Source organism: Dyella sp. SG562, assembly GCF_011759495.1.
Lineage (GTDB): Bacteria > Pseudomonadota > Gammaproteobacteria > Xanthomonadales > Rhodanobacteraceae > Dyella_D > Dyella_D marensis.
On sequence record NZ_JAAOYS010000007.1, the window covers coordinates 1 to 25,531 of the forward strand.

Annotated in this window: 18 protein-coding genes; 10 read left to right on the top strand and 8 right to left on the bottom strand. The window is 69.3% G+C overall.

Annotated features, from left to right (window positions below):
- Positions 1-236: 236 nt before the first annotated feature.
- From FHW84_RS13600 to FHW84_RS13630, 7 genes are all read left to right on the top strand, one after another.
- The gene (locus FHW84_RS13600; RefSeq protein WP_167256380.1) at positions 237-740 is read left to right on the top strand and encodes an RDD family protein; all 504 of its coding nucleotides are present in this window, start codon (positions 237-239) and stop codon (positions 738-740) included.
- Positions 740-1,420: an RDD family protein gene (locus FHW84_RS13605; RefSeq protein WP_167256382.1), complete on the top strand. Its 681-nt coding sequence runs from the start codon at positions 740-742 to the stop codon at positions 1,418-1,420. The genes FHW84_RS13600 and FHW84_RS13605 overlap by 1 nt, the downstream gene beginning before the upstream one ends.
- Positions 1,417-2,394 (top strand): stage II sporulation protein M, encoded by a 978-nt coding sequence (locus tag FHW84_RS13610; protein WP_167256384.1) that lies wholly within the window; start codon positions 1,417-1,419, stop codon positions 2,392-2,394. The genes FHW84_RS13605 and FHW84_RS13610 overlap by 4 nt, the downstream gene beginning before the upstream one ends.
- A complete protein-coding gene (locus tag FHW84_RS13615; RefSeq protein WP_167256386.1) occupies positions 2,384-3,919 on the top strand; it encodes a DUF4129 domain-containing protein in 1,536 nt (511 codons plus the stop codon). Before FHW84_RS13610 ends, FHW84_RS13615 begins: the two co-directional genes overlap by 11 nt.
- Complete coding sequence (locus FHW84_RS13620) at positions 3,916-5,031, top strand: DUF4350 domain-containing protein (protein ID WP_167256388.1); 1,116 nt, start codon at positions 3,916-3,918, stop codon at positions 5,029-5,031. Before FHW84_RS13615 ends, FHW84_RS13620 begins: the two co-directional genes overlap by 4 nt.
- A 77-nt stretch (positions 5,032-5,108) precedes the next feature.
- Entirely contained in the window at positions 5,109-6,050 is a 942-nt protein-coding gene (locus FHW84_RS13625) for a MoxR family ATPase (protein WP_243868125.1), read from the top strand.
- Positions 6,050-7,357, top strand: coding sequence for a DUF58 domain-containing protein (locus FHW84_RS13630; protein ID WP_167256773.1), 1,308 nt, complete (start codon positions 6,050-6,052; stop codon positions 7,355-7,357). Before FHW84_RS13625 ends, FHW84_RS13630 begins: the two co-directional genes overlap by 1 nt.
- A gap of 84 nt (positions 7,358-7,441) precedes the next feature.
- On the opposite strand, the gene FHW84_RS13635 is transcribed toward FHW84_RS13630, so the two are convergent.
- Together FHW84_RS13635 and fusA are read right to left on the bottom strand one after the other, a co-directional pair.
- Positions 7,442-7,945: a GreA/GreB family elongation factor gene (locus tag FHW84_RS13635; RefSeq protein WP_167256392.1), complete on the bottom strand. Its 504-nt coding sequence runs from the start codon at positions 7,943-7,945 to the stop codon at positions 7,442-7,444.
- 111 nt (positions 7,946-8,056) lie between these two features.
- Positions 8,057-10,096 carry an elongation factor G gene (gene fusA, locus FHW84_RS13640; RefSeq protein ID WP_167256394.1) on the bottom strand — a complete coding sequence of 680 codons (2,040 nt, stop codon included), beginning with the start codon at positions 10,094-10,096 and terminating at the stop codon, positions 8,057-8,059.
- A gap of 240 nt (positions 10,097-10,336) precedes the next feature.
- Between fusA and FHW84_RS13645 the strand changes: the two genes are divergently transcribed.
- Together FHW84_RS13645 and FHW84_RS13650 are read left to right on the top strand one after the other, a co-directional pair.
- Positions 10,337-11,347: a hypothetical protein gene (locus FHW84_RS13645; RefSeq protein ID WP_243868118.1), complete on the top strand. Its 1,011-nt coding sequence runs from the start codon at positions 10,337-10,339 to the stop codon at positions 11,345-11,347.
- A gap of 76 nt (positions 11,348-11,423) precedes the next feature.
- Positions 11,424-13,361, top strand: a complete 1,938-nt coding sequence (locus FHW84_RS13650) for a hypothetical protein (RefSeq protein ID WP_167256396.1) — start codon at positions 11,424-11,426, stop codon at positions 13,359-13,361.
- 182 nt (positions 13,362-13,543) lie between these two features.
- Here the strand turns inward: FHW84_RS13650 and FHW84_RS13655 are convergent, their stop codons facing one another.
- From FHW84_RS13655 to FHW84_RS13680, 6 genes are all read right to left on the bottom strand, one after another.
- Positions 13,544-15,964: a TonB-dependent receptor gene (locus tag FHW84_RS13655; protein WP_167256398.1), complete on the bottom strand. Its 2,421-nt coding sequence runs from the start codon at positions 15,962-15,964 to the stop codon at positions 13,544-13,546.
- 213 nt (positions 15,965-16,177) lie between these two features.
- Positions 16,178-18,487, bottom strand: a complete 2,310-nt coding sequence (locus tag FHW84_RS13660; protein ID WP_167256400.1) for a molybdopterin cofactor-binding domain-containing protein — start codon at positions 18,485-18,487, stop codon at positions 16,178-16,180.
- Entirely contained in the window at positions 18,484-19,017 is a 534-nt protein-coding gene (locus tag FHW84_RS13665; RefSeq protein ID WP_167256402.1) for a (2Fe-2S)-binding protein, read from the bottom strand. The genes FHW84_RS13660 and FHW84_RS13665 overlap by 4 nt, the downstream gene beginning before the upstream one ends.
- Positions 19,018-19,132: 115 nt before the next feature.
- Positions 19,133-20,458 carry an amino acid permease gene (locus tag FHW84_RS13670; protein ID WP_208399790.1) on the bottom strand — a complete coding sequence of 442 codons (1,326 nt, stop codon included), beginning with the start codon at positions 20,456-20,458 and terminating at the stop codon, positions 19,133-19,135.
- 144 nt (positions 20,459-20,602) lie between these two features.
- A complete protein-coding gene (locus tag FHW84_RS13675) occupies positions 20,603-22,531 on the bottom strand; it encodes a S53 family peptidase (protein ID WP_167256406.1) in 1,929 nt (642 codons plus the stop codon).
- Positions 22,532-22,937: 406 nt separating this feature from the next.
- Positions 22,938-23,633, bottom strand: coding sequence for an outer membrane beta-barrel protein (locus FHW84_RS13680; protein ID WP_167256408.1), 696 nt, complete (start codon positions 23,631-23,633; stop codon positions 22,938-22,940).
- A gap of 193 nt (positions 23,634-23,826) precedes the next feature.
- Between FHW84_RS13680 and FHW84_RS13685 the strand changes: the two genes are divergently transcribed.
- Positions 23,827-25,341: a fumarate hydratase gene (locus FHW84_RS13685; protein ID WP_167256410.1), complete on the top strand. Its 1,515-nt coding sequence runs from the start codon at positions 23,827-23,829 to the stop codon at positions 25,339-25,341.
- Positions 25,342-25,531 lie beyond the last annotated feature (190 nt).

Here is a 25,531-nt window from a genome sequence, read left to right on the forward strand (position 1 = left end):
CAGCAAAGAGAAAGTGACTCGGGCGCCGGCAGGCGTCCGAAATGCCCGCTGCATAAGCGGCCAGTCCGCGGCACCGCAAAAACCAGGCGTGGTCGCCACTGGATCCCGGCCTACGCCGGGATGACGAGTAGGGGAGCGACGTGGCCCCCAACCCCTCATGCACACGCGAGAAATCCTCCCTATACTCCCCCGAGTGCCTGCTATGGGGGCTGGCACTCACCCACAAGGACGGAACCATGGAAAAGGAACAGAACTACTACGCCGCGCCGCAATCCGCCGTGGCCGACGTCGGGGGCTACTCGCAACAGGATCTCGAATCGCGCAAGGCCACGCGAGGCCAGCGCCTCGGCGCAGCCCTGCTCGACGGCCTGATCGTCGGCGTAGGCGCCGTGCTGGTCGGCATCGGCGGCGCGGCAGCCAGCAAGGGCGAGGGCGGCATCGTCGCGGTGGCGGTCGGCTTGCTCATCATCCTGGGTATCTTCGTCGTCAACTGCGTGCTGCTGCACCAGAACGCCCAGACCATCGGCAAGAAAGTGCTCGGCATCAAGATCGTGCGCAGCAACGGCGACCGCATCGGCCTGGGCCGCATCATCGGCATGCGCATCATCCCGATCAGCCTGCTCGGTGCGATTCCCTACCTCGGCGGCTTCATCTCGCTGGCCGACTCGCTGGTGATCTTCGGCGCCGAACGCCGCTGCCTGCACGACATGATCGCGGACACCATCGTCATCACCGACTGATGCTGGATACGCTCCGGCAGATCGAAACGCCCGAAGGGGTGTTTCTACGCCTGCGCGCGGCCGGCGCACTGCCGCGCGCGCAGGCGTGGACGATCGATTTCGTGCTGCGCATGCTGGTGTTCTGGGCCGGCATGATTCCCTTGTCGCTGCTCGGCCGGGCCGGCGCGGGCGTGGGTGCATTGCTGATGTTCGTGCTGATGTGGGCCTATGCGGTGGTGTGCGAGGTGTGGTTCGGCGGACAGACGCTGGGCAAGCGCGCCATGGGCCTGCGCGTGGTCAGCGCCGACGGCGCGCCGGTGACCCTGGTGCCTTCGGTGCTGCGCAACCTGCTGCGCGTGGTGGACATCCTGCCGGGCGTATACGCGGTGGGGCTGGCCAGCACGCTGATCGATCCTTATGGGCGGCGTCTGGGCGACGTCATCGCCGGCACCCTGGTGATCCACGGCGGCGAACTGCCGGCCGGCAGCCAGGTGCCCAGCGTGGCGCCGGTGGCGCCGCCGCCGGGCCTGGCCGCCGACGAGCAGGCGGTGATCGTGGAATTCGCCGAACGCTGCGCGCAGCTCACGCCGCAGCGCCAGCAGGAACTGGCCGACCTGCTGCAGCCGCTGACCGGCTGCACCGGCGAAGCCGGCGTGCAGCGCCTGCTCGGCTATGCCAACTGGCTGCTGGGGCGCGCATGAAGCAGGAACGGTTCGTCGCCCTGCATCGCGAGGCATGGAACGAGCTGCAGCACTGGCTCGATCTGGTCGAGCGCAAGCAGCGCCAGGCTTTGCGCAGTCCGCGCGCCGGTGGTTTTCCGGCCGAATACCGCCGCCTGTGCCATCACCTGGCGCTGGCGCGTGCGCGCGGCTACAGCCGCGAAGTCACCGACCGCCTGCAGCGCATGGTGCAGCAAGGCCATCGCCTGCTGTACCGCCCGCCGGCGCCGCGCTGGCATCGGGCGCTCACTTTCCTCATCGCGGGTTTTCCGCGGCTGGTGCGCAGCGAATGGCGCTGCATGGCAGCCGCGGCGGTGCTGTTCTTCGGGCCGGCGCTGTTCTGCCTGATCGCGCTGCAGTTCCATCCGGAGTGGGCGCATTCGATCTTCGGCAGCGGACAGCTGGCCGAATTCGAGAAGATGTACGACCCGAGCAACGACAAGATCGGCCGCAGCAGCGGCACCGACATGGCGATGTTCGGCACCTACGTGATGAACAACGTCAGCATCGCGTTCCGCACCTTCGCTTCCGGCCTGGTGCTGGGCGTGGGCGCGGTCTACGTACTGGCCGCCAACGGCGTGATCATCGGCGGCGTCGCCGGCCACCTCACCCAGATGGGCTACGGCGGGCCGTTCTGGCGCTTCGTGGCCGCGCATGCCGCGTTCGAGCTCACCGCGCTGGTGATCGCCGGCGGCGCGGGCCTGCGGCTGGGCCTCACCTTGCTGGCGCCGGGGCGGCAGCGGCGCGGCCCGGCGATGGTGGCGGCGGGCTGGATCGGCGCGCAGCTGGCGCTGGGCGCGTTCGCCATGCTGCTGGTGGCCGCGGCGATCGAGGCGTTCTGGTCGTCGATCGCCTGGTTTCCGAATGTATTGAAGTTCGGCAGCGCCGCGCTGTTGTGGGTGCTGGTGATCGGCTGGCTGTGGCGCGGCGGCGCGGAGGGCGGCGATGGAGCTTGAACGCATCACCGTGGCCCTGCGTCCGCGCACGGCGCGCGAGGCGGTCGACCTCGGCGCGGCCATGCTGCGCGCGCATGCCAGAACGGTGTGGTCCGCGTGGTTCGCCTTCAGCCTGCCGGTGGCGGCGCTGTGCATCGCCCTGGGCTGGCTGCTGCACTGGCCCTGGCTGGCCACGCTGCTGATCTGGTGGCTGCTGCCGCTGTTCGACCGCGTGCCGCTGTACGTGCTGTCGCGCGCCGTGTTCGAGCGCGCACCGCGCTGGCGCGAGACGCTGCGCGGCCAGCGCCAGTGGCGCTGGGGCGGCACCATCGCCTCGATCACCTGGCGGCGCATCGACAGCCATCGCGCGCTGCGCCTGCCGATGGAATTGCTCGAAGGCCTTGCGGGCAAGCAGCGCGGCGAACGCTGGCGCGTGCTGCGGCGGCCGATCGGCACCGAGGCCTCGTCGCTGGCCTTCGGCTGCCTGGAACTGGCGCTGGTGATCTTCCTTGGCCTGTTCCTGTCGGTGGTGCTGTTCATTCCGGCCGAGCTGATGCCCGACTGGGTGCGCGGCTCGGTGGGCGGCGTCGCGCGGCGCACGCCCGAAGTCACCGGCGCGCTGATCGCCGGCGTGGCCTACCTGGCCTGGAGCGCGATCGAGCCGCTGCACGTGGCCGCCGGTTTCGCGCTCTATCTCAACCGCCGCACGCAGCTGGAAGCCTGGGACGTGGACCTGGCCTTCCGCCGCCTGCGCGACCGCTGGCTCGCCGCCGGCCGCGCCGCCGCCGTGCTGCTGCTGGCGCTGGTTTGCGCCTGTCCGCACGGGGCCTGGGCGCAGAAGGTCGCGGCGCCCAAGAAGGAAGAAGCGCCGGTCACCCGGATCGAAGATGCCTTCGCCGTGCCCGCCAGCAACAGCGACAAGCGCTTCGCCACCGCGGCAGCGGAAGCCTTCCGCGATCCGCGCTTCGGCGGCGCGCACAAGGACCACACCTGGGTGCCGCGCAATTGGTCGTGGAATCCCAAGCCGGTCCAGCTCGGGCGTTCGCCGTTCGAAGGCTTCGGCAATGTGCTGGCGATCGGCGTAAAGGGTTTGCTGACGTTGCTGCTGATCGGCCTGATCGTCGCCATCGCGGTGTATGTGATCCGGCGCGCGCGCATGCCGGTGATCGCGGCGCGCGCGCGCGGCGAGGCGAAGCTGGACACGCACCTGGAAACCATCGAGGTGCAGGAGGTGCTGCCGGACGACCTGGCCGGCGCCACGCACCGCCTGTGGAGCGGCGGACACCGCCGCGAGGCGCTGGCGCTGCTCTATCGCGGCTGCGTCGAACAGGTGGCGGCGGCGCTGCAGCTGCCGGTGGAACAGGACGCCACCGAGGCGGACTGCCTGCGCAGCGCGCGCCGGCTGGGCGACACGCAGCGGCGCCAGCGCGCCGAGGCGATCGTGCGCGCGTGGCAGTACGCGGCCTACGCGGACCGCTATCCGCGCGACGAGGATTTCGCCCGCCTGCTCGACGGCTGGCCCGCGCGGCACGGGAGCGCGGCATGAATCGCGCGCCGGTGCTGGTGATCGTGCTGGCTTCCGTGCTCGCGGTCGGCCTGATCGGTTTCTTCACCCTGTTCGAGCGGCAGGAAATCACCGTGCCGGCGGAGGCGAAGGGCGAGGCGAAGTACAACCGCTTCTTCGCGCTGGAACGTACGCTGGCGAAGCTCGACATTCCGGTGAGTTCGGTGGCCACGCTGTCGCCGAGCCGCGTGCCGCTGGGCGAGAACGACACGCTGGTGCTGGGCGACGGCCTGGAACGCATCGGCGTGGATGACGCGCAGCGCATCGCCGACTGGGTCAACGCCGGTGGCCACCTGGTGCTGGCGCCGGGCCCGGCGGACGATGCCGCGCATACGCCGCTGCTGGAGGCGCTGGGCGGGCTTTCGTCCAAGCGCATGGAAGAAGGCTGCGACCGGCTGAGCACGGATATGCCGGACAAGAGCGAGGCCAGTTTCGTGCTGTGCGGCCCGCGCTTCCTGCTCGACGACGAAGCCGGCGAGAACGCGGACCTGCTGATCGGCGACCACCAGCGCGGCTACTCCTTCGCGCGCTACTACGCCGGCGACGGCGAAGTGAGCCTGCTGTCCGACCTGGCGCCGCTCTCCAACCGCGAGCTGGGCCACGCGGCGCAGCAGCGCTTCGCCCTGCGCGTGCTGGCGCCGTCGGAGGAGCGGCACGTGTGGCTGCTCTACGCGCTGGACGGTCCCTCCTTCTGGCTCGCACTATTCACCCGTGGCTGGCCCGGCCTGCTCGCGCTCACCGTGCTGCTGCTGGCCTGGATGGCGATGCGCAGCGCGAGGCTGGGCCCGCTGATGCCGGCGCCGCCGCTGCAGCGCCGTGCGCTGCTGGAACACGTGCAGGCGGCCGGTGAATTCCTCTATCGGCGCGACGCGGGCCTCGGCCTGCACGCGCTGGCCTGCCGCGCCGCGCTGGCGCGCGCGCGGCGGCAGGATCCGTCCTGCGCCGAGCTCGAAGGCGAGGCGCTGTACGAACGCCTGGCCGACCGCCACGGCGTCGATCCCGCGCAGTTGGCGCGGGCCTTCCAGATCCCCGCGAACGCCAACGCGTTCCGCGAAAGCATCACCACCCTGGCGCGACTCAGGAGCCGCCCATGACTACCGAATCGCCTTCCCCCGCCCTGGCGCCGGAGCCGCCGGCCGCCGCCGTGTCCGCGCTGCCGTTCGACCAGCTGATGGCGCGCATCGCATCGCTGCGCGAGCAGGTAGCGCGCGCTTTCATCGGCCAGGAGCAGGTGTTCGACGAAGTGCTGCTGGCCCTGCTGGCCGGCGGCCACGTGCTGATCGAAGGCGTGCCGGGCCTGGGCAAGACCCTGCTGGTGCGCGCGCTCGCCGCCGCGGTGAGCTGCAGCTTCGGCCGCGTGCAGTTCACGCCGGACCTGATGCCCACCGACGTCACCGGCCATGCCATCTACGACCCGAAGGCCGAGCGCTTCCAGATCCGCCGCGGCCCGGTGTTCGCCAACCTGCTGCTGGCCGACGAGATCAACCGCGCGCCGGCCAAGACCCAGGCCGCGCTGCTGGAATGCATGCAGGAAGGCCAGGTGACCATCGAAGGCCGGCGCTTCCCGCTGCCGGCGCCGTTCATGGTGGTGGCGACACAGAATCCGATCGAGCAGGAGGGCACCTATCCGCTGCCGGAAGCGCAGCTGGACCGCTTCCTGATCAAGGTGCTGATCGACTACCCGACATTGGACGACGAGAAGCGCATGGTCGACGAGGTGCTGAGCGGCCGCGTCGCCGCCGACCTGGACGTCTCGCGCGTCAACCCGGTGCTGAGCCAGCCCGAGCTGCTGGCGCTGCAGCAGGGCGTGGCCGAGCTGCGCGTGGACGCGGCGGTGATCGACTACGCCGTGCGCATCGCGCGCGCCACCCGCGAATGGCCCGGCGTGCTCGGCGGCGCCGGTCCGCGCGGCGGCCTGGCGCTGGTGCGCCTGGCGCGCGCGCAGGCGGTGCTGGACGGCCGCGACTTCGTCACCCCGGACGACGTGCGCGCGGTGGCCCTGCCCGCGCTGCGCCATCGCCTGCTGCTGGCGCCGGAAGCGCTGATCGAGCGCCAGCGCCCGGACGACGTGCTGAAGGCGCTGCTGCACAAGGTGGCCGCGCCCCGCCAATGATGCGTCCGGCTTCCACCCTGCTGTGGCTGCTGCTCGGCTGGACCGCGCTGGGCGTGCTGGCCGCGATCGGCTGGCTGCCGCTGGCGGCGTGGCTGGCGTTTGCCGCGCTGCTGGCCGCCGCCGCCGCGCTCGACGCGCGCCAGCTGCGCGCCGAACCCAGCCCCGTGCTGGGCCGCGAACTGCCACCGGTGGTGCCGCTGGGGCCCGAGCTGGTGGTGGGCCTGCGCCTGCGCCCGCAGGGCAAGCGCACGCTCGCGTTCGAACTGCACGACCTGCATCCGGGCGGCTGGCCGGTGCGCGGCATGCCGCGCCAGTTGAGCTTGCCGCCGGGACGCGAGCTGGCGCTGGATTACGCGCTGACGCCCACCGGCCGCGGCCGTTTCGATTTCGCCGGCAGCCATCTGCGCCTGCGCTCGCCGTGGCGGCTGTGGACGCAGCGTCGCACCATCGGCGAACCGGCCAGCCTGCGCGTGTATCCGAACTTCGCGCCGCTGGCGCGCATGGCGGGCCTGAGCGTGGAAGTCGCCTCGCGCAGCGTCGGTGCGCGGCTGCAGCGCCGGCGCGGCGAAGGCACCGAATTCCACGAGCTGCGCGATTACCGGATCGGCGACAGCCTGCGCAAGATCGACTGGAAGGCCACCGCGCGCGTGGCACGGCTGGTGTCGCGCGAATACCGCGACGAACGCAACCAGCAGGTGGTGCTGCTGCTCGACTGCGGCCGCCGCATGCTGGCGCAGGACGACCGCCTGGCGCATTTCGACCACGTGCTCAATGCCTCGCTGGCGCTGGCCTATATCGCGCTGCGCCAGGGCGATTCGGTCGGCATGCTCGCCTGCGCCGGCGAAGACCTGCGCTGGATGCCGCCGCAGCAGGGCAGCGGCGGCATGGACATGCTGCTGGGCGCGGGCTACGACCTGCAGCCCAAAGCGGTGGCGACCGACTACCTTGCCGCGGCGAGCGCGCTGCAGGCCAGGCAGCGGCGGCGCGCCTTCGTGGTGCTGGTGACCAATGTGCGCGACGAGGACGACGAAGAGCTGCGCATGGCGGTGCGGTTGCTGTCGCGGCGGCACCTGGTGCTGGTGGTGAGCCTGCGCGAGCTGGCGCTGGATCAGGCGGCGGCGACGGTCGATCACGAGCTGGATACGGCGATCCGCGCGGCCGCGGCCATGGATTACCTGGCGCAGCGCGATGCGATGCACGACGCGCTGCGGCGCGAGGGCGTGGCGATGCTGGATGTGAGCTGCAATGAGTTGTCGGGTGTGCTGGTCGAGCGCTATCTGGCGGTGAAAAGAGCAGGGCGCTTGTAGCTCTTCGATACCGTCGTAGGTTGGGGTGAGCCGCAGGCGAACCCCAACGTTGCGGCGTGTTTGCAGGTGCCGGCGTTGGACTGCTCAGGTATCGTCGCCGTAATCGATCGCCACGATCTCCACCTTCAGATCCCCCGCCGGCCGCTGCCACGTCACCTCCTCACCGACGCGCGCCCCGATCAACGCCCGCGCCAGCGGCGACACATAACTCACCAGGCCATGCTCCACATCCGCCTCGTCCTCGCCGACGATGCGGTAGGCATGCTCGCCTTCCTGCGCCGAATCCACCGTCACCCCGGCGCCGAACGCCACGCGGTCGCGCGGCTGCTGCGCCAGGTCGATCTCGATCGCACCGGCCACGCGCGCCTTCAGCCAGCGCAGCTCGCGCTCCACCGCGGCCAGCTCGCTCTGCTGCGCCAAGGTCGGCTCGCCTGTCTTCAATGCATCGCGCCGCGACTGCGCGGCGTCGAGGCGTGCGCGCAGCTGTGCAAGTCCGCGCGGGGTGACGTAGTTGGGATGTTCGCTCAGCGGGATTTCCGGCAAGGCGTCGCCCGCGTCGTCGCTGTCCTTTACGAAGGCACGGCTCATGATTCCTCCCGCGCTCCGGTATCGCGGAGCGCTCGCGTGGTTCTTCCATGTAGATGGCGCCGTCGCGGTGCCCGCTCAAGCGCCTGGTGGCCGATTGATGTGAAGGAGCCGTCAGTCCTCCTCCACGTGCGGCTTCCACGCCTCGCTGAGCTGCTTCTGCACCGGTGGCGGCACCGGTTCGTAGTGGCTCAGGTCCAGGCTGTAGCGGCCGCGTCCGCCGGTCACCGCCTTCAGCTCGGAGGGGTAGTCGATCAGCTCGGCCAGCGGCGCCTGCGCCTTGATCACCAGCTCGCCGCCGCGCTGCGTATCGGTGCCCAGGATGCGCGCGCGCTTGCCGGCCAGGCCGCCGGTGACGTCGCCGACATTCGCTTCGGGAATGGCCACTTCCACGTCCACGATGGGTTCCAGCACGATCGGCCGCGCCTTGCCCACCGCGTCGAGAAAGGCCTTTTTGCCGGCGGAGACGAAGGCCACTTCCTTGGAATCCACAGGGTGGTACTTGCCGTCGTACACGGTCACGCGCAGGTCCTGCATCGGATAGCCGGCCACCGCGCCGTTCTCCATGGCCTGGCGCACGCCTTTCTCGATCGCCGGCAGGAACTGGTTGGGAATCACGCCGCCTTTCACTTCGTCGACGAACTGGAAACCCGCGCCGCGATCCAGCGGTTCCACGCGCAGGAACACTTCGCCGAACTGGCCCGCGCCGCCGGTCTGCTTCTTGTGGCGATGGTGGCCTTCGGCCCGGCTGGCGATGGTTTCGCGATAGGCCACGCGCGGCGGGTGGGTCACCACTTCCACGCCGTAGCGTTCCTTCATGCGTTCGAGCATCACCTTCAGGTGCAGGTCGGACAGGCCGCGCACCACGGTTTCGTTCAGTTCCTTGTGGTGCTCCACGCGGAAGCAGGGGTCTTCCTCCGACAGCCGCGTCAGAGCTTGTGAAAGCTTCTGCTCCTGGCCCTTGTGCTTGGGCTCCAGCGCCAGGCCGAACATAGGTTGCGGAAAACGCAGCGGCGCGAGGTGGATCAGGTCCTCGTCGTGCGAATCGTGCAGCACGGCATCGAAGTGGATTTCCTCCACTTTCGCCACCGCGGCGATATCGCCGGGAATGGCCTGCTCGATCTCCACATGCTGCTTGCCGTTGAGGCGGAACAGATGGCCGACCTTGAACGGCTTGCGCCCGTCGTCGATGAACAGCTGCGTATCGCGGCGGATCGTGCCCTGCCACACGCGGAATACGCCGAGCTTACCGACGAAGGGATCGTTGACGATCTTGAACACGTCTGCGACCACGTGCCTGGCCGGATCGGCGCCGACTTCAATGGTTTCGTCTTTCAAATTGAGGAAAGGAGGCGGATTGCCTTCGGACGGATTCGGCAGCAATCGCTCGGCCAGCTCCAGGAACTCGGCCACGCCCGCACCGGTGCGCGCGCTGACGAAGCAGATCGGCACCAGATGCCCTTCGCGCAGGCATTGCTCGAACGCATCGTGCAATTGCTGCGGTGTGAGCGCTTCTTCGCCGGCATCGAGATAGGAACCCATCACCGACTCGTTGATTTCCACCACCTGGTCCAGGATGCGCTGGTGCGCTTCGGCCAGCGAGGAGAAGTCGGTGGCGCCATCGCTGTGGAAGAAACAGTCCAGCACCTTCGCGCCGCCATCGGCGGGCAGGTTCACCGGCAGGCATTCGGAGCCGAACTCTTCGCGCAGCGCTTCGGTCAGCGCTTCCAGGCGCGCGACGTCGGTGTCGATCTTGTTGATCACCAGCACGCGGGCCAGGCCGCGCTCCTTCGCGCGCTCCATCATGCGGCGGGTGCCGTACTCGATACCGTTGGCGGCATTGACCACGATGGCGACGGTCTCCACCGCGGCGAAGGCGGACAGTGCGGCGCCGCGGAAATCCGCGTAGCCGGCGGTGTCGATCAGGTTGATATGGCAGCGGGGCAGGTCGATCGCGGCGAGGCAGCTGTCGATGGAGTGGCCGCGCGCCTTTTCCTGGCTGTCGGTGTCGGATTGGGTACTGCCGCGTTCCACCGAACCTTGCGTCTGGATGGCGCCGCCTGCGTGCAGCAGGGCTTCGAACAAGGTGGTCTTGCCGGAGCCGGCATGGCCGGCGAGTGCGATGTTGCGGATGGTTTCCGTGTTGTACGACACGATGCGACCCTCCTCTGCTGAAGCCGGAGGCGCGGGTCCTGCGGTCGTCGACAGTCGGCGCCGCACGAGGCCGCGACTGCGGCTGACGATGGCGGGGCGTCATGGCGAGTCCGGGCGTCGGGGACGCGGGGGCGGTCATGGCGGGACACGGCGCGGGGCGCCGTCCGCATAGCCTTGAGCGAGGGGGCGGCCGGGTCAAGCTGCAGCGCGGGGAACCACGACCGATGGGATTTGTCTTGGATGGGTTGCACGCGGACCATCCGCGCTTTCGCCCGCTTCAAGGTCACCGCCATCGAACACGCACCGCAGGTCGAACATCACCGCTGGAACGCGCCTGACGGGCGCGAGCGTGGCCTGGCCCCGCTGGACGGTCCGACCCGTGCCCTGCTGCACGAGCTGCGCTGGCGCCGCCAGCCGCGCGACCGGCGGCGCTTCTGGGCCGGCATGGCCCTGGCCCTGGTGCTGCACCTGCTGTTCATCGGCGTGACCTGGTGGGAAATGCAGCCCCGGCCCGGCGAGCCGCTGCCGCCGCCGCGCGCCGGGGATGCGCTGCAGGTGCGCTTTATCCCGCGCGGCATGCCGCGTTCCGCGCCGCCGCCGGTGGAGGCTGTGCCCCCGCCGCCGCCCGCGCCGCGCGTGGCGCCCGTGCGCGAGCCGCCGGCCAGGAACGCGATGACGGCCAGCCTGCCCACCCCGGCGCCGGCCCCGGCGGCAAGTGTCGCTGCCCCGGCGCCGCGCCTGTTCGGTGCGGATGGCCGGCCCCTGCTCCCCACCGCGCAGCCGGCGGCGGCATCCAGCGCCAGCTATGTCGAGCGCGGCGTGGTCGGCGACAGCAAGGTGATGCGCCACGACAACCCGGTGAAATACCAGGCGACGCGTTTCGACCAGGACTGGAACAAGGGCAATGCCCTGGACAGCGCCTTGAAGCGCGTGGTCGACGCGACCACGGTGAAGAAGACCGTCACCCTCGCTCCCGGCCTGCGCATCCACTGCGCGGTGGCGCTGGCCGCGCTCGCCGGCGGCTGTGGCGGCGATCCGCCCGCGCCGCCCTCGGCGAAGGACGGTGACGAGCGCCTCAGCATGGCGCCGGCGCGCTCGCTGGCGCCGCCGCCGAATCCGCCCGAGCCGCCGAGCGAAGAGGAATGCATCCGGATCTACCGCGACGGCAAGCCGCTGCCGCACGGCTGTCCGGTGGATACGCCCAATCGCTCGGTGGATGCCGAACTGAAGATGCACGCGCCGAAACCGTAGCAGCCGTAGGTTGGGGTGAGCCAAAGGCGAACCCCAACCTACGCCTGCCGCAGGCACGCCCGCTACACTGCGCGCCATGTCGTCGCCTCCCCAGGATCCCTCCCGCGTCACGGTCGCGCTGCCTTCGCCGCGCGAGGCGGCCACGCGCGCGGCGGTCTATCGCAATCGGCGCAAGGATCGCCCGCGCGACCGCCTGCTGCGCGTGCTGGGCCTGGTCGGCACGCTGCTGGTGCATCTGATCGTGCTGTTCGGCGCCATCCTGGGGCCGGCGTACGACCTGGTCGAACCGGCGGAAGAACACAGCGCGCCGCTGCAGGTGCGGCTGATCGAGAAGAAGAAGGACGAACCGCCGCCGCCTCCTCCGGTGCGCGGCACGCCGCCGAAGGAAGTCGGCCCCGTGCGCAAGGCCGGCGGTGCGCCGGCGGTGGCGCGCACGCGGCGCGAGAGCAGCAGCTCCACCCGCGTCGAAGCCGATCTCGCCCCGGTGCCGGTGCCCGCGGTGGAAACACCCGTCATCGTGGTGAAGGCCCGCCCCAGCGCACCCAAGCCCGAACCGGTCGCCGCGCCGCGCCCGGCCGTGACCTTGCCCAAGCCCGCCCCGGCGCCGGAACTGCAGCCCGTGCCGACCAGCGCGGAGCCGCCGCAGGTCACGCTCGACACGCCGCCCGCGCCGCAGCCGGTGCCGCCGAAATTCCAGCCCGAGCCGGTGCGCAAGGCGCAGGCCGAAGGCAGCGCGCCGATGCCGCCCCCGGCTTCGTTGGCCCTGCCGGACGTGCCCGCGCAGTCCGCGCCGCAGGTGAGCGCGCCGACCATCGCGATGGAGCATGCGGTGCCCAAGCCCACGCCGCCGAGCCCGCCGCAGGCGATCCGCGCCGAGACCGTCGCCGCGCCCACCGAGCCGGAACTGCAGGCCGTGCCGCTGCCCGCGCAGGCGGCGCCCACGGTGAACCTGCAGGCGCAGTCCGCCACCACCGCGGTGGTGCCGCGCGAGCAGCAGCGTATCCAGGCGCCGTCGATCCGCGTCGCCGAAGCCGAACTCGAAGCGGTGCCGCTGCCGGAGAACGCGCGCCCCAGCCTCGACAAGCCGCAGGCGCCGCCGGTGCAGACGGTGTCGCCGCAATCCGTGGCGATCGATAACAAGCCCGCGCTGGAGCGTCCGCAGATCCAGCCGTCGCCGTCGTCCGCCGAAGCCTCGACGTCTTCCAGCGAGCAGGCCGCGCCCGCGCAGAGCCAGGCCGCCAGCTCCACCGCCAGCCCCAAGGCCAGCGCGCCCGCCGGTGAAACCGCCAGCGCCGAGAGCGGCAAGAGCAGCGCGCCGAACGCCACGCCGCAAGGCAGCGAGAGCGGCGCGCCGGGCGCATCGCCCAACGGCGTGACGTCTTCGCCCGGCGGCCCCGGCAAGAGCGGCCTGAATCTGTCGCTGCCGCCGGGGCAGGGCAATGGCCAGGGCAACGGGCAGCAGGGCAAGGGCGAGGGCCAGGACGGACTGGCCGGCAACTACATCCAGCTGCAGCCGCGCGGCAATACGGAAATCATGGAGCACCGCGCGCCGAACATCGGCTACAAGTCCACGCGCTTCGAAAAGGACTGGACGCCCGAAGGCGAAAGCTCGATCGACACCGCGCTGCGCCACGCGGTGGAGAAGACCACGGTGCGCCACACTTTCCACCTGCCGCGCGGCGTGCGCGTCGAATGCGTGGTGATGCCGCTGTTCCCGGTCGGCCTGTTCGGTTGCGGCAATGGCGATCCGCCGCCGAAGCCGGTGGACGACAAGGTGTACGAGCGCATGGTGCTGGCGCCGGCCAACCCGCTGGTGCCGCCGGCGCCGGCGGCGTCCGCGGCAACCGTGGCCGCGCCGATCAAGCTCGATAACAGCGCGCAGTGCGCGACGGCGAAGGTGAGCGGCGGGCCGCTGCCGCCGGGGTGCGTGGACGATCGGTTGCCGGCGGGGCGTGCGGCGCCGGCGAAGGCGACGAGCTCGTCGTGGGTGCCGGCGAGCGATCAGTTTCACTGACGATTTTCGCGAAGCACCACACTTCTCCCTCTCCCCTGCGGGGAGAGGGCGGGGTGAGGGGCGGGGCTCGCGGGAGCGTTTCTAAGAGCGAAAAGAAGTTCGAGGCAAGGCGTCAGCGTTTCGCTCCGCCCGGCCCCTCACCCCAACCCTCTCCCCGAAGGGGAGAGGGGGTACGTCGAGGGTTACTTGAAGTTGATCGCGACGCGCGCAAACCACGAAGCGCCGTTCAAGCCGAACTGCACGGCTTCGTACTTGAAGCCATTGTCCGTCTCGTTCGGATCCTGCTTGCTCGGAAACTTGTCGAAGATATTCGAGCCGCCCACCGTCAACTTGACCTGATCGTTGAAGTGGTAGGTCAGCGCGACGTCGGCCGAGGTCTTGTCTGCGTAATGCTGGTTCGGCACCGGCGGTCCGCTGAAGGTGCCCAGCGTCATCGGCCCGAAGTAAATGAACTTCCAGCTCGCTTCCCATTGGCCCAGCGCATAGTCGAAGCCCAGGATCGCCTTCGAACTCGGCGCGCCGTCCTCCAGGAACAGCCGCTCGCGGTCCGACAGCAGCACGTCCTCGCGGCCGGCCAGCGCGGGCGGGGCGTGGATCTTCTTGACGCGGGTGAACGAGCGGTTGAAACCGAAGTTGGTGCGCAGCGTGCCGCCGCCCAGGTCCATGCGGTGGCTGGCGGTGAAGTCCAGGCCCTTGGTGCTGGTGTCCACCGAGTTGACGAAGAACTGCGCCTGGCCCACGCCCAGCTGCTGCAGGATGCCGCCGATGTTCGGGTCGGTGGTGTCGAAGCGGCCGCTGAGCACGATGCGGTCGTCGATATCGATGCGATAGCCGTCCAGGGTGAACTGCAGATCGTTGCCGGGTGACCAGGTGGCGCCCAGCGTATAGCTCTTGGACTTCTCTTCCTTCAGCGGCGGAATGCCCGCGGCATTGGCGATGGTGCCGCCGTTCGGCGCCAGCACCACGTCCACCGGCTGGCCGCTGACGAAGTCGGTGAAGGTGGACGAGAACCAGCGCTGCTGCAGCGACGGCGCGCGGAAGCCGGTGGAAACCGAACCGCGCAGCAGCAGCTTGTCGGTGGCGTGGAAGGCGCCGGCCAGCTTGCCGGTGGTGGTCGAGCCGAAATCGCTGTAGTGCTCGTAGCGCACGGCCGCGTCGGTGAGGAAGCGTTCCGTCCAGTCGGTTTCCACGTCGGCATAGGCCGCATAGCTGTGGCGGCTCTGGTTGGTGGCGTCGCCGGGCTGGAAGCCGGGAAAGCCCTGGCTGCCGGCATTGCCGCCGCCGGGGCCGTCGGCATCGACGTACGAGCCGCGTTCGCCGGGCGTAATGCGGTAGTTCTCGCGGCGGTATTCCGCGCCGAAGGCGATGTTGAGGCCGGCGAGAATGTCGCCGTAGTAGCGCGACAGATCCAGGTTGGTGGTTTCCTGCTCGAACGAGAAGCCGCCGGCATGGAAGCGGTTGGGGCTCAGGCCCGGGCCGCCGGCGAGCAGGTCGGCATTGGCGATGGAGGCGTTGAGCGTGTTGCTGATGATGTCCTGCAGCGCGTTGTAGCCGTAGGTCTGCGAGAGATCCGCGCGCCAGTCGCCGAAGTTGTCCCACACGCCGAGGATGGCGTAGCGGTCCTTGATGGCGCCGTTGATGTACGGCACGAAGCCGTCCGGATACATCGCCGCCGAGTTGCGCGAAGGAATGTCGTCCGAGCCGATGCCGCCGCGCGCGAACGCCGCCGACGAAGCCGAACGGTTCTGCACGCCGCCGGTGAAATACAGGTGCGCCGATTCCGCCACCGGCACTTCGCCGTTGACGTACAGGGTTTCGTTGTCGACCTTGGTGTCGCCGATGGTGCGCGGATCGCCCGGGTCGGAACGGTTGGAACGCCCGCGCTTCTGCCACTCGCCGGTGATGCCCACGCTGCCGCCGTTGTCGAAGCGGAAGCCGCAGTACGCCGAGGTGAGGTAGTTCTTGCCGTCGCCGCGGGTGTATTCGCCGAAGCCCGCCACGCTTTCGCAGCCGGGGCTTTTCTTCAGCACGATATTCATCACGCCGGCGATGGCGTCCGAGCCGTACTGCGCGGCGGCGCCGTCGCGCAGCACCTCCACGCGCTCGATCGCCAGCGCGGGAATCGCATTGAGGTCGGTGCCGGTATTGCCGCGGTTGCGCGCGCCGAACAGGTTCACCAGCGCCACGCTGTGGCGGCGCTTGCCGTTCTCCAGCACCAGGGTCTGGTCCGAGCCCAGGCCGCGCAGCGCGGCCGAGTCGACCAGGTCGGCGTTGTCCGAGCCGGTCTGGCGCACCGAGGTGAACGAGGGCACGGTGTACTGCAGGTTCTGTGCGAGATCGAATTGCGGGCTCTGCTCAGCCAGCTTCTGCATCGGGATGACGTCGACCGGCACGGGCGTTTCGGTCTCCGAACCGCCGATGCGGCGCGAACCGAGCACCGTCACGCCTTCGAGATTGGTGGCTTTCTTCTGGTCCGCCGACGGTGCGGCCGGATTCTGTGCGGTGCTGCCATTGCTGGCGTCCTGTGCCGCCGCCGTGGCGGCGAAGCCGGCCATGGCCAGCACGATAGCGGTGCACAGCAAGGTCTTGCGCGAATAATGCATCCCACCCTCCCCGGTGTAGTGAATCCCCCCGGAGAGCGAGACTAAGCGACGCACGCCGCGCGTGAAAACCTGCGCAGCGCACATTTGTGCGATGTCAGCCATGCGCAAGCTTTGATGAAGGCCGGCGTAGGTTGGGGTGAGCGCAGCGAACCCCAACACCGCGCAACGTTGGGGTTCGCTGCGCTCACCCCAACCTACGCGCTACGCGCCACCTCACAGCAGACGCAGCAATTCCCTCATCAGCGGCAGCCTGCGCACGCGCACCGCGCTCACGCGGAACACCGCATTGGCCAGCGCGGGCGCGGCGGTGGGCATGGCCAGGAAGCTGGCGCCGGCGGGGTCGCGGTCGCCCGGCACGATGATCACGTCCATCGCATCGGGCAGCTGGGCCATGCTGGCCAGCGGATAGTCCTTGTAGCTGCGCTGCTGCGGCTGGCCGTCCTTGAAGGTGACGGCGAGATTGAGCGCGGCGGAGAGCGCATCCAGCGTGGCGCCGGCGATCTGTCCTTCCAGGCCCAGCGGATTGATCACGCGGCCCACGTCGACCGCGCACACCACGCGCTCGATATTGAGCTTCTGGCCCTGCAGCGAGGTCTCCACCGCATGCGCCACGTAGGCGCCGTCCATATGCCAGCAGGCGATGCCCAGGCCATTGACGGTGCGCAGCCAGTTCTTCCACTCGATGCGGTCGGCCACCAGCTTGAGCACATTGAGCAGGCGGCCCGTGTCGAAAGTGCCGCCGCCCTGCAGCGGCACCTGGCGCGCGTCGCCGAGCAGGCGCAGGCGCGTGGCCAGCGGGTCTTCCTTCAGCGCGTTGGCGATCTCGTCGACGAAGCTTTCCACCGCGAACGCATTGGCCACGTGCGGCATGCCGCGATGCGGGCCGCGCGGCAGCGCCGACTGCAGCGCGTACCAGTCGCTGCGGTAATTGGGCACCAGGCCGGCGGGCAGCTGGTTGACGTCCACTTCGGACGTCCACAGCCGCTGTTCCGGCGCGCCGCGGCGCGCGAGCGCGGAGGCGCTGGCCATGCGCTGGTCCCAGGTGACGATCTGGCGCTTGGCGTCCAGCGTGGCGCTGAGCCTGTACACGCTGGCGGAGCGGTAGTAGTCGTGCGCGAGGTCTTCCTCGCGCGTCCACAGCAGGCGCACGGGGCGGTCGGCCAGCTTGGCCAGCATCACCGCCTCGGCGACGAAGTCGTGGTCCAGCCGGCGGCCATAGCCGCCGCCGACGCGCGGCACGCGGATCTCGATCTGGTCCGGCTTGAAGCCGGTCAGCCGCTGCACCACCGACCATGCGCGCTGCGGCGCCTGGGTCGGCGCGACCAGTACGGCGCGGTCCTTGTCCACGCGCACCAGGCAGTTCATCGGCTCGGCGGTGGCGTGGGCCAGCCAGGGCTGCACGTAGGTGGCGTCGACGCGGCGCGCGGCTTTCTTCGCCATGCCGTCGACGTCGCCGTCGTTGCGCACGCGCGTGGTGGGCGCAATGGGCTGGCTGGCGGGGTTGGCGGCCAGTTCCTTGGCGGAAGGCGTCTTCGCGCTGACCAGTTCGGTGGCCTGCTGCTCCAGCGCGGCGCTGGATTCGCTGCCGCTGGGGCCGGGCTTCCATTCGAGCTTGAGCCTGGCGCGCGCCTGCAGCGCGGACCAGGTGTCCTCGGCCAGCACGGCCACGGACGGCGCCAGCGGCGTTTCGCCGGGCAGCAGGCCGGGCTCGGGCTTGAGCTCGACCACCTTGAACACGCCCTTGACCGCTTCCGCTTCGCGGAAGTCCTTGTTGACCAGGCTGCCGTCGATCCACGGGCAGTGCACCAGCACGGCGACCAGCGCGTCGCCGAAATAGCTGTCGATGGCGAACTGGGTCTGGCCGGTGACGATGGCGCGCGCGTCGACGTCGCCGGCGGGCTGGCCGATGAGGGTGTAGCGGTCCGGCGTCTTCACCGCCACCGGTGCCGTGGGCGGGGCCACCTTGGAGGCGGCCTCGGCCAGCGAGCCGTAGTCGAAGCGGCGGCCGTCCGGCGAGATCACCGCGCCGCCCTGGGTGCGCAGGCGGTCGGCCGGCACGCCGAGGCGGCGCGCGGCGGCCTGCATCAGCAGCCAGCGGGCGAGCGCGCCGGCCTGGCGCAGATCGGTCCAGGCGGCGGAAATCGAGCTGCCGGTGCCGCCGAGCTGGTGGCCGTAGCTCCAGCGCGGTTCGCCGTTGCCGTTCTCCACGCCCAGGCCCAGCGGCACCACGCTCACGCGCGACCAGTCCGCGTCGAGTTCGTCGGCGACGATGCGCGGCAGCGAGGTGGCCACGCCGGTGCCGGTGTCCGGATCGCGCGCGCCGATCAGCACGTTGCCGTCCGCGTCGATGCGTACATAGGCGCCCAGGCCGTACAGCGCGTCGCCGAGCATGGCCGGCGGCACCGGCGCATCGCCGGCCTCGGCGTAGCGCACGCCGACGATCAGCGCGCCGGCGGTGCCGGCCAGCACCTGCAGGAAGCGGCGGCGCTGGGGCAGGGCAGGCGTGTCGGTGCGGCGGCTCATGCGCGGCCTCCGGCCATCGCCGCGGCAGCGCGCTTGATGGCGCGGCGCACGCGGGTCTGGCAGCCGCAGCGGCACAGGTTGGGCAGCTGGTCGATCTGGTCGTCGGTGGGCTGGGGATGGCGGTTGAGCAGGTCCAGCGAGGCGATCAGCCAGCCCGGCGTGCAGTAGCCGCAGCCGATGGCGTCCTCGTCGACGAAGGCCTGCTGCAGCGGATGCAGCTTGCCGTCGGCGGCGGCGAGGCCTTCCACGGTGGTGATCTTCTTGTCGGCCAGCTCGTGCATGGGCACGCTCACCGCCGACACCGGCTTGTTGTTGACCAGCACCAGGTCGGCGCCGCCCAGGCCGTGGTCGCTGGCGTACTTGGTGCCGGTGAGGCGCAGCACGTCGCGCAGGTACCACAGCAGCGGCATGTCCGGATCGCCGGTATGACGGAACGGGCGGCCGTTGATCTCCACCGCGATGCCTTCGCGCACCTTCTCGGGGGTGATGCTGCTGGTCGGTTTGCTTGCCAGGGCCTGCGCCTGCGCCATCGTGAAACTCTCCTTGCCGATCCGGTGCATTGTGGCATCGCGGGGGGCGGCTTGGGGACTACGCGGGGCGCCCGCGTTCATACAGGCGCGGCTGCGCCGTCTTGAAAGTGAGAAGTCAGCTGGCCTGCGCGAGCGGGAACAGCCGGCGCCAGACGTAGTAGACCGGCACGCCGGCCACCATGATCAGCACGCCGATGCCCGCATTGACGGGGTTGCTGCGCATGGTCTCGATCACCACCCAGCCGACTACGCCGACGAAGATCAGCGGCAGCAGCGGATAACCCGGCACGCGGAAGCTCGCCTCCGCGCCCTGCGTGCGGCGATACCAGAACAGCGTGGCCACGCCCAGCGCGCAGGCCAGCCAGTCGCCGAAGGTGGCATAGTCCAGCAGCTGGCCGTAGCTGCCCGACAGCGCCAGCAGCACGGCCCAGCCGGAGAGCAGCAGCAGCGCCACGTTCGGCGTGCGGTGCTGCGGATGCAGCTTCGCCACGCTGCGGAAGAACAGCCCGTCCGCGCCCATCACCTGCAGCACGCGCGCGCCGGCCACCAGGGTGATGTTGCAGAAGCCCAGGGTGGAGACGGCGATGCCGATGGCAATGAGCTTGGCGCCGATCGGGCCGAACACGCGGTTCATCACGTCCGCCGCCGGCGTGGTGCTGGCGGCGAGGCCGGCATGGCCGAGCACGGCCAGATACGCCACGTTGACCAGCGCATACGCCGCGATCACCAGCAGCATGCCCATGAACAACGACCGCGGCAGCGTCCGCTGCGGCTCGCGCACTTCGCCCGCCAGATTATTGAGATAGGTAAAACCCGAATACGCGAACAGCACCGGCAGCGCCGCGCCGATAAAGCCGACGTTGCCGCGCGCCGGATCGGTGGCGAGCACGCCCGCGCCATTGGCGCCGGCCAGGAACAAGCCGCACACCACCAGCACCGCCACGGCGAGCAGCTTCAGCAGCGTAAACAGGTTCTGCACCTGCGCGCCCAGCTTCAGGCCGAACAGATTGATGCCGGCCACGAACACCAGCGCGCCGGCGGCCAGCGGCTTGATCGTGCCCGGGGGCAGGCCGAACACGCCGGAGGCATAGCTGGCGAAGATCGTCGCCACCGCCGCGGCCGAGCCGGAATAGATCACCAGCAGCATGGTCCAGCCGAACAGGAAACCCGCCAGCGAACCGAACGCTTCGCGCAGGTAGACATAGCTGCCGCCGGCATGCGGGCGGCGTGCGCCGAGTTCCGCGTAGCACAGCGCGCCGATCAGGGTGAGCACGCCCGCGCCCACCCACACCAGCAGCAGGGCCAGGCCCGATTCCGTGCGCTGCGCGGCGATGCCGGGATTCAGGAAGATCCCCCCGCCGATGATCCCGCCCACCACGATCATGGCGGCGTCCCACGAAGTCAGTCGCCGCACGTAGCCGGATGCCGGGGTATCGCTCATGAAGGGGCCGCCCTGTGGATAAAAACTGGCGGCGAGCATGGCGGGTTATGCGGGAGCGGGCAAGGGTGGCAGCAGCCTGGCGGCGCTGCAAAAAAGACCGGCCCCTCGCGGGGCCGGTCCAGGTCCTGTATCGCTGAAGACGTCTCAGAACGCGCGCAGGAACAGATCGAAGTTCGCCACGTTCAACGTGCCGATGCCCGAGCCCGGCTCGTAGCCGCCGCTGCCCTGGTAGTACCAGTTGTCGCCCTGGCGGATGTCGTTGAAGCTGCTGAAGCTGCCGTAGCCGAAGATGTTCTGCAGCGCATACACCTGCGGATTCCAGAAGCCCACGCGGCGGTGCCCGCTCTGCGTCAGCAGCGCGCTGATGCCGTTGAGCTGCGGCGCCACGAAGCTGGTGCCGCCGTTGCCGGCGGTGGCGCCGCCGTCGACGGTGGACACCACGATATAGCCGGTCTCCGGATCCGCATTGAGCGAGATATCCGGCAGGTTGCGGCCATGGAAGTTGCCCGGCAGTTTCAGCAGTACCTGCGGACCGGTGGTGTCGTTGTAGGTCAGCGTCTGGTTCTTGGCGCTGGTGCGGATGCCCTGGGTGAACAGCTGGTAGAACGGCCGCTTCCAGTACACGCTCACGCCGCCGCCGGCGCCGACCGAGAACAGGTCGATCACGCCCTTGCCGACGTACTGGTCGAAGTAGTTCTGGATGTAATCCCAGCCCCACACCTGTTCCTTGGTGATCGACTGCACCGGGCCGGTGCGGAACTTGTAGCTGAAGGGCGTGGTGGTGCCGCCCGCCGCGGTCATCAGCGGATCGGAAGCCGGCGAGTCAACGGTCAGCGGCGCGTTGAAGGTGCCCGGGGTGGTGCCGACGCCGAGGCCGCGCACGGTGTCGTACGCACCGGAGTCGCCGGTGGCGGCAAAGAACGACTGGCCCTGTACCGCGGCTTCCAGCAGGATCTGGTGCCAGATCTGCAGGTCGCCCACGTCGGTGGTGTCGGTGTTCTTGGCGCCGTCCACGTTCAGCGCGGCGAAGTTGAAGATTTCCGGCAGGCCCCAGCTGGTGGAGATGGTGTCGGCCACGTTGTCCGACACCGCCTGCAGCGCGGCATTGGTGAAGCTGCTGCCGGAGTTGGGTGCGTGGTAGACCAGGATGTCCGCCTCGGGCGCCAGGCCGCCGGCTTGTTCCACGTCCAGCGAGGTCTCGCCGCTGCCGCCGTCGAAGGCGGCGCCGCCGTCCACGGCCACCTTGACGATGCGGTTGGCCTTGGTGGTCAGGCCGATGCCGTCCCAGTAAGCCTGCGCGTCGGACGGATAGAAGTCCGACAGCGTGACGATGGCCACCGTGGTGCCCTTGCCGGTGATGCCGCGCGCGTACAGCGGATTGATGTTGTAGAAGTTGGCGACGTCGCCCACGGTGTACTCGCCCGGGGTGCCCGTGGCGGTGGGATTGCCGGCGGCGGGCTTAGCCGCGGCGGCGATGCTGGCCTGGGCCTTGGCGGTCGCCTGCAGGGTGACCTTGGCCGCATCCGGCGTGCTGATGCGGTGCGACAGCACCTTGTGTTCGCTGCTCAGGCTGGAGCCGAGCAGCACGTTGTCGGCGATCGAAGCCGGCAGGGTCGGCGCCTTGGACGGGCGATGGAAGACATTGCCGTTTTCCGCCGACCGATAGTTGTGGATCGGCGCCTGGAAGGCCGTGGCGAACTGGCTGAGCGTGCCGCTGGTGCGGATCGCCATGCGGTTCGGCAGCAAAGTGCCGCTGAGCCCGTTCTGGCGCAGGAAGTCCTGTACCCGCTTGATCTCCTGGTCCGTCGCGCCGTACTTGTCGGCGAACTGGGCCGTGGTCAGGAAGCGGCGGAAGTTCGGATGGCCGGGCGTCACGGTCTGCTGGACGTATTGCTCCAGCTGTTCCTGGTTGTGCAGCTTCAGCACCAGGGTGACGTTGACCTTCTGGTCGGCATTGGCGGCGCCCAGATCGGCGGCCGGCTTGGTGCCGGCGGCGAAGGTAGCGGTGGAGACGGTGGCGAGCAGGAGCGTCAGGGACGCGGCGAGGGTCTTGCGGTGAAGCTGGGCGAGCATGTGCGTTCCTCCGTGGATGGACCCGGAAGCGCGGATGCGAACGGACGGCGAGGCGGCACATGCCGACGCCGCGCTCCGCGGCCGGGCCGGCTAAGCGCTGCTTTGGTCAATGCGAAGAACTTCCCCGCCGATACGTGGCTCCCCTGAACGCCGAGGTATCGGTACCGGCAAAACTAGCGCGATGGCAGGCGCGCGCAAAGTAGGCGTAAGGCGAAATATTTTGCGAATCAGGCGGATGCAAAGCCTGGCCTTGGTTTCGATAAATCACATCAAATTGATTTATAAGAATTTTCTCGCGAAGGAAATTGCGATATCGCGCGATATGAGGATTCTTTCGATGCATATGCCTTGCGGCTATCGGACATCTGTCGGAGCGACCGCCATGCCGGCGGTCGCCCGCAGGCCCTCAATAGCTGTATTCGAGATACAGGGACGACAACCCGACCCAATGGCGGTATTCCAGCGCGGGCCACAGGTCTTCAGCGGCGAAGCGTGCCTTCACCCGGTAGCTGTCATAGGTCAGGGAGAGGCTCAGCTGCGGTGTAAAGCGGTAGCCGATGCCAATGCCGGCGTACCAGCTCGTATAGGTGTCGGTGTGCGACGTCGAGCTGGCGTAAGAGCCCTGGGTGTTGTCCAGTATGTGGTACCAATCGATATGGCTGCGCTCGTCGACATCGGCGTAGCCACGCAGCAGTCCGCCACGGGCCGAAACCAGCCATGCCTGGTCGTTACCGAAGACATAGCGCCCGGCCAGGCCAAGCGTCACAGCCTTGGTGTCCAGCCGCATTTTGTTGGTGACGGCGCGGGTGACCATCAGGCCGCCGCGATACGACGACTGCAGCGCCATCCGTCCCAGGTCGACGAATCCGCTTTCGACTGCCACGTCCACAGGGCCGGACCAGCGATATCCGAAGCGCAGGCCGTAGCCCAGGTCCTGCCGGTCCGTGTGTGTATTGGCAAAGAACAGCTTCGAGTCGAGGGCGCGATAGCTCGACTGCCCCGCGCTCGCACCGAGATAGAACTGGCCATCCGACGCGGCCTGGGCGGTGCCGCAGGCGAGCAGGGCGACAGCGATCGTGCAGAGCAAGGCTTCCTTGCGCATGGGAGCTTCCTTGGGGTGGGGAGCGGCAAGTTCAGCATTGCCCGCAGCGTTTTGTCCACCGCCGCGCCGCCGCCGAAAGCGCTTTCCGGTCAGCGGTTTGGGCGCTCCCGCCCGCTTGCGGCACAATAGCCGGGTTGTGCGCCGCGAAAACCGCATCGCGGCAGTTTCCCCTCCCGCATCCCAAGCAGCCGCCATGACCACCATCAAGCAAGACGATCTGATCCAGTCCGTCGCCGACGCCCTGCAGTACATCAGCTACTACCACCCGGTCGACTACATCACCAACCTGGCCCAGGCCTACGAGCGCGAGGAATCGCCGGCGGCGCGCGATGCGATGGCGCAGATCCTGATCAACTCGCGCATGGCCGCCGAAGGCCATCGCCCGTTGTGCCAGGACACCGGCATCGTCACGGTCTTCCTGAAGGTGGGCATGAACGTGCGCTGGGACGCCACCATGTCGCTGGAGGACATGGTCAACGAAGGCGTGCGCCGCGCCTACAACCATCCGGACAACAAGCTGCGCGCCAGCGTGCTCGCCGACCCGGCCGGCAAGCGCCTCAACACCAGGGACAACACGCCGGCGGTGATCAATGTCTCGATCGTGCCGGGCGACACCGTCGAGGTGATCGTGGCGGCCAAGGGCGGCGGTTCGGAGGCGAAGTCGAAGTTCGCCATGCTCAATCCGTCCGACTCCATCGTCGACTGGGTGCTCAAGACCGTGCCGACCATGGGCGCCGGCTGGTGCCCGCCGGGCATGCTGGGCATCGGCATCGGCGGCACCGCCGAGAAGGCCATGCTGCTGGCGAAGGAATCGCTGATGGAGCACATCGACATCCAGGAGCTGATCGCGCGCGGCCCGCGGAACCGCATCGAGGAACTGCGCCTGGAGCTGTACGAGAAGGTCAACGCGCTGGGCATCGGCGCGCAGGGCCTGGGCGGCCTCACCACCGTGCTCGACATCAAGATCAAGGACTACCCGACCCACGCCGCCAACCTGCCGGTGGCGATGATCCCCAACTGCGCCGCCACGCGCCACGCGCACTTCACCCTGGACGGTTCCGGCCCGGTGATGCTCGAGGCGCCGTCGCTGGAGCACTGGCCCAAGCTCACCTACGACTCGTCGAAGGGCCGCCGCGTCAATCTCGACACGGTCACCCGCGAGGAAGTGGCCAGCTGGAAGCCCGGCGAAGTGCTGCTGCTCAACGGCAAGCTGCTCACCGGCCGCGATGCCGCGCACAAGCGCATGGTCGACATGCTCAACAAGGGCGAGCCGCTGCCGGTGGATTTCCACGGCCGCTTCATCTACTACGTCGGCCCGGTCGATCCGGTGCGCGACGAAGTGGTCGGCCCCGCCGGCCCCACCACCGCTACCCGCATGGACAAGTTCACCGAGCAGGTGCTGGCGCAGACCGGCCTGCTGGGCATGGTCGGCAAGGCCGAGCGCGGCCCGGCGGCGATAGAGGCGATCAAGAAGCACCAGTCGGTGTACCTGATGGCAGTGGGCGGCGCGGCGTATCTGGTGTCGAAGGCGATCAAGTCCTCGCGCGTGGTGGGCTTCGCCGACCTCGGCATGGAAGCGATCTACGAGTTCGACGTAAAGGACATGCCGGTGACCGTGGCCGTCGACTCGGCCGGCACCTCGGTGCACCAGACCGGCCCGAAGGAATGGCAGGCGCGGATCGGCAAGATTCCCGTCGTCGTGGCCTGATCCGCTCCGTAGGTTGGGGTGAGCCATAGGCGAACCCCAACAGAGCGCATCTGGACGTCTGGACGTCCGTTGGGGTTCGCCTGCGGCTCACCCCAACCTACGCCGCCGCGCCGCACATACGCCCGCGTCCGGCCCGCAATCTAGCCCTGCATCCCATTGCTTTTCCCCCTGGTGCAGCGCAACACTCCCG

Coding starts and splice junctions, on each gene's coding strand:
- FHW84_RS13605 (WP_167256382.1), top strand. CDS start 740: ATGCTGGATACGCTCCGGCAGATCGAAACGCCCGAAGGGGTGTTTCTA.
- FHW84_RS13635 (WP_167256392.1), bottom strand. CDS start 7,945: ATGAGCCGTGCCTTCGTAAAGGACAGCGACGACGCGGGCGACGCCTTG.
- FHW84_RS13620 (WP_167256388.1), top strand. CDS start 3,916: ATGAATCGCGCGCCGGTGCTGGTGATCGTGCTGGCTTCCGTGCTCGCG.
- FHW84_RS13615 (WP_167256386.1), top strand. CDS start 2,384: ATGGAGCTTGAACGCATCACCGTGGCCCTGCGTCCGCGCACGGCGCGC.
- FHW84_RS13630 (WP_167256773.1), top strand. CDS start 6,050: ATGCGTCCGGCTTCCACCCTGCTGTGGCTGCTGCTCGGCTGGACCGCG.
- FHW84_RS13645 (WP_243868118.1), top strand. CDS start 10,337: ATGGGTTGCACGCGGACCATCCGCGCTTTCGCCCGCTTCAAGGTCACC.
- FHW84_RS13625 (WP_243868125.1), top strand. CDS start 5,109: ATGGCGCGCATCGCATCGCTGCGCGAGCAGGTAGCGCGCGCTTTCATC.
- FHW84_RS13680 (WP_167256408.1), bottom strand. CDS start 23,633: ATGCGCAAGGAAGCCTTGCTCTGCACGATCGCTGTCGCCCTGCTCGCC.
- FHW84_RS13685 (WP_167256410.1), top strand. CDS start 23,827: ATGACCACCATCAAGCAAGACGATCTGATCCAGTCCGTCGCCGACGCC.
- FHW84_RS13670 (WP_208399790.1), bottom strand. CDS start 20,458: ATGAGCGATACCCCGGCATCCGGCTACGTGCGGCGACTGACTTCGTGG.
- FHW84_RS13600 (WP_167256380.1), top strand. CDS start 237: ATGGAAAAGGAACAGAACTACTACGCCGCGCCGCAATCCGCCGTGGCC.
- FHW84_RS13655 (WP_167256398.1), bottom strand. CDS start 15,964: ATGCATTATTCGCGCAAGACCTTGCTGTGCACCGCTATCGTGCTGGCC.
- FHW84_RS13665 (WP_167256402.1), bottom strand. CDS start 19,017: ATGGCGCAGGCGCAGGCCCTGGCAAGCAAACCGACCAGCAGCATCACC.
- FHW84_RS13660 (WP_167256400.1), bottom strand. CDS start 18,487: ATGAGCCGCCGCACCGACACGCCTGCCCTGCCCCAGCGCCGCCGCTTC.
- FHW84_RS13675 (WP_167256406.1), bottom strand. CDS start 22,531: ATGCTCGCCCAGCTTCACCGCAAGACCCTCGCCGCGTCCCTGACGCTC.
- FHW84_RS13610 (WP_167256384.1), top strand. CDS start 1,417: ATGAAGCAGGAACGGTTCGTCGCCCTGCATCGCGAGGCATGGAACGAG.
- FHW84_RS13650 (WP_167256396.1), top strand. CDS start 11,424: ATGTCGTCGCCTCCCCAGGATCCCTCCCGCGTCACGGTCGCGCTGCCT.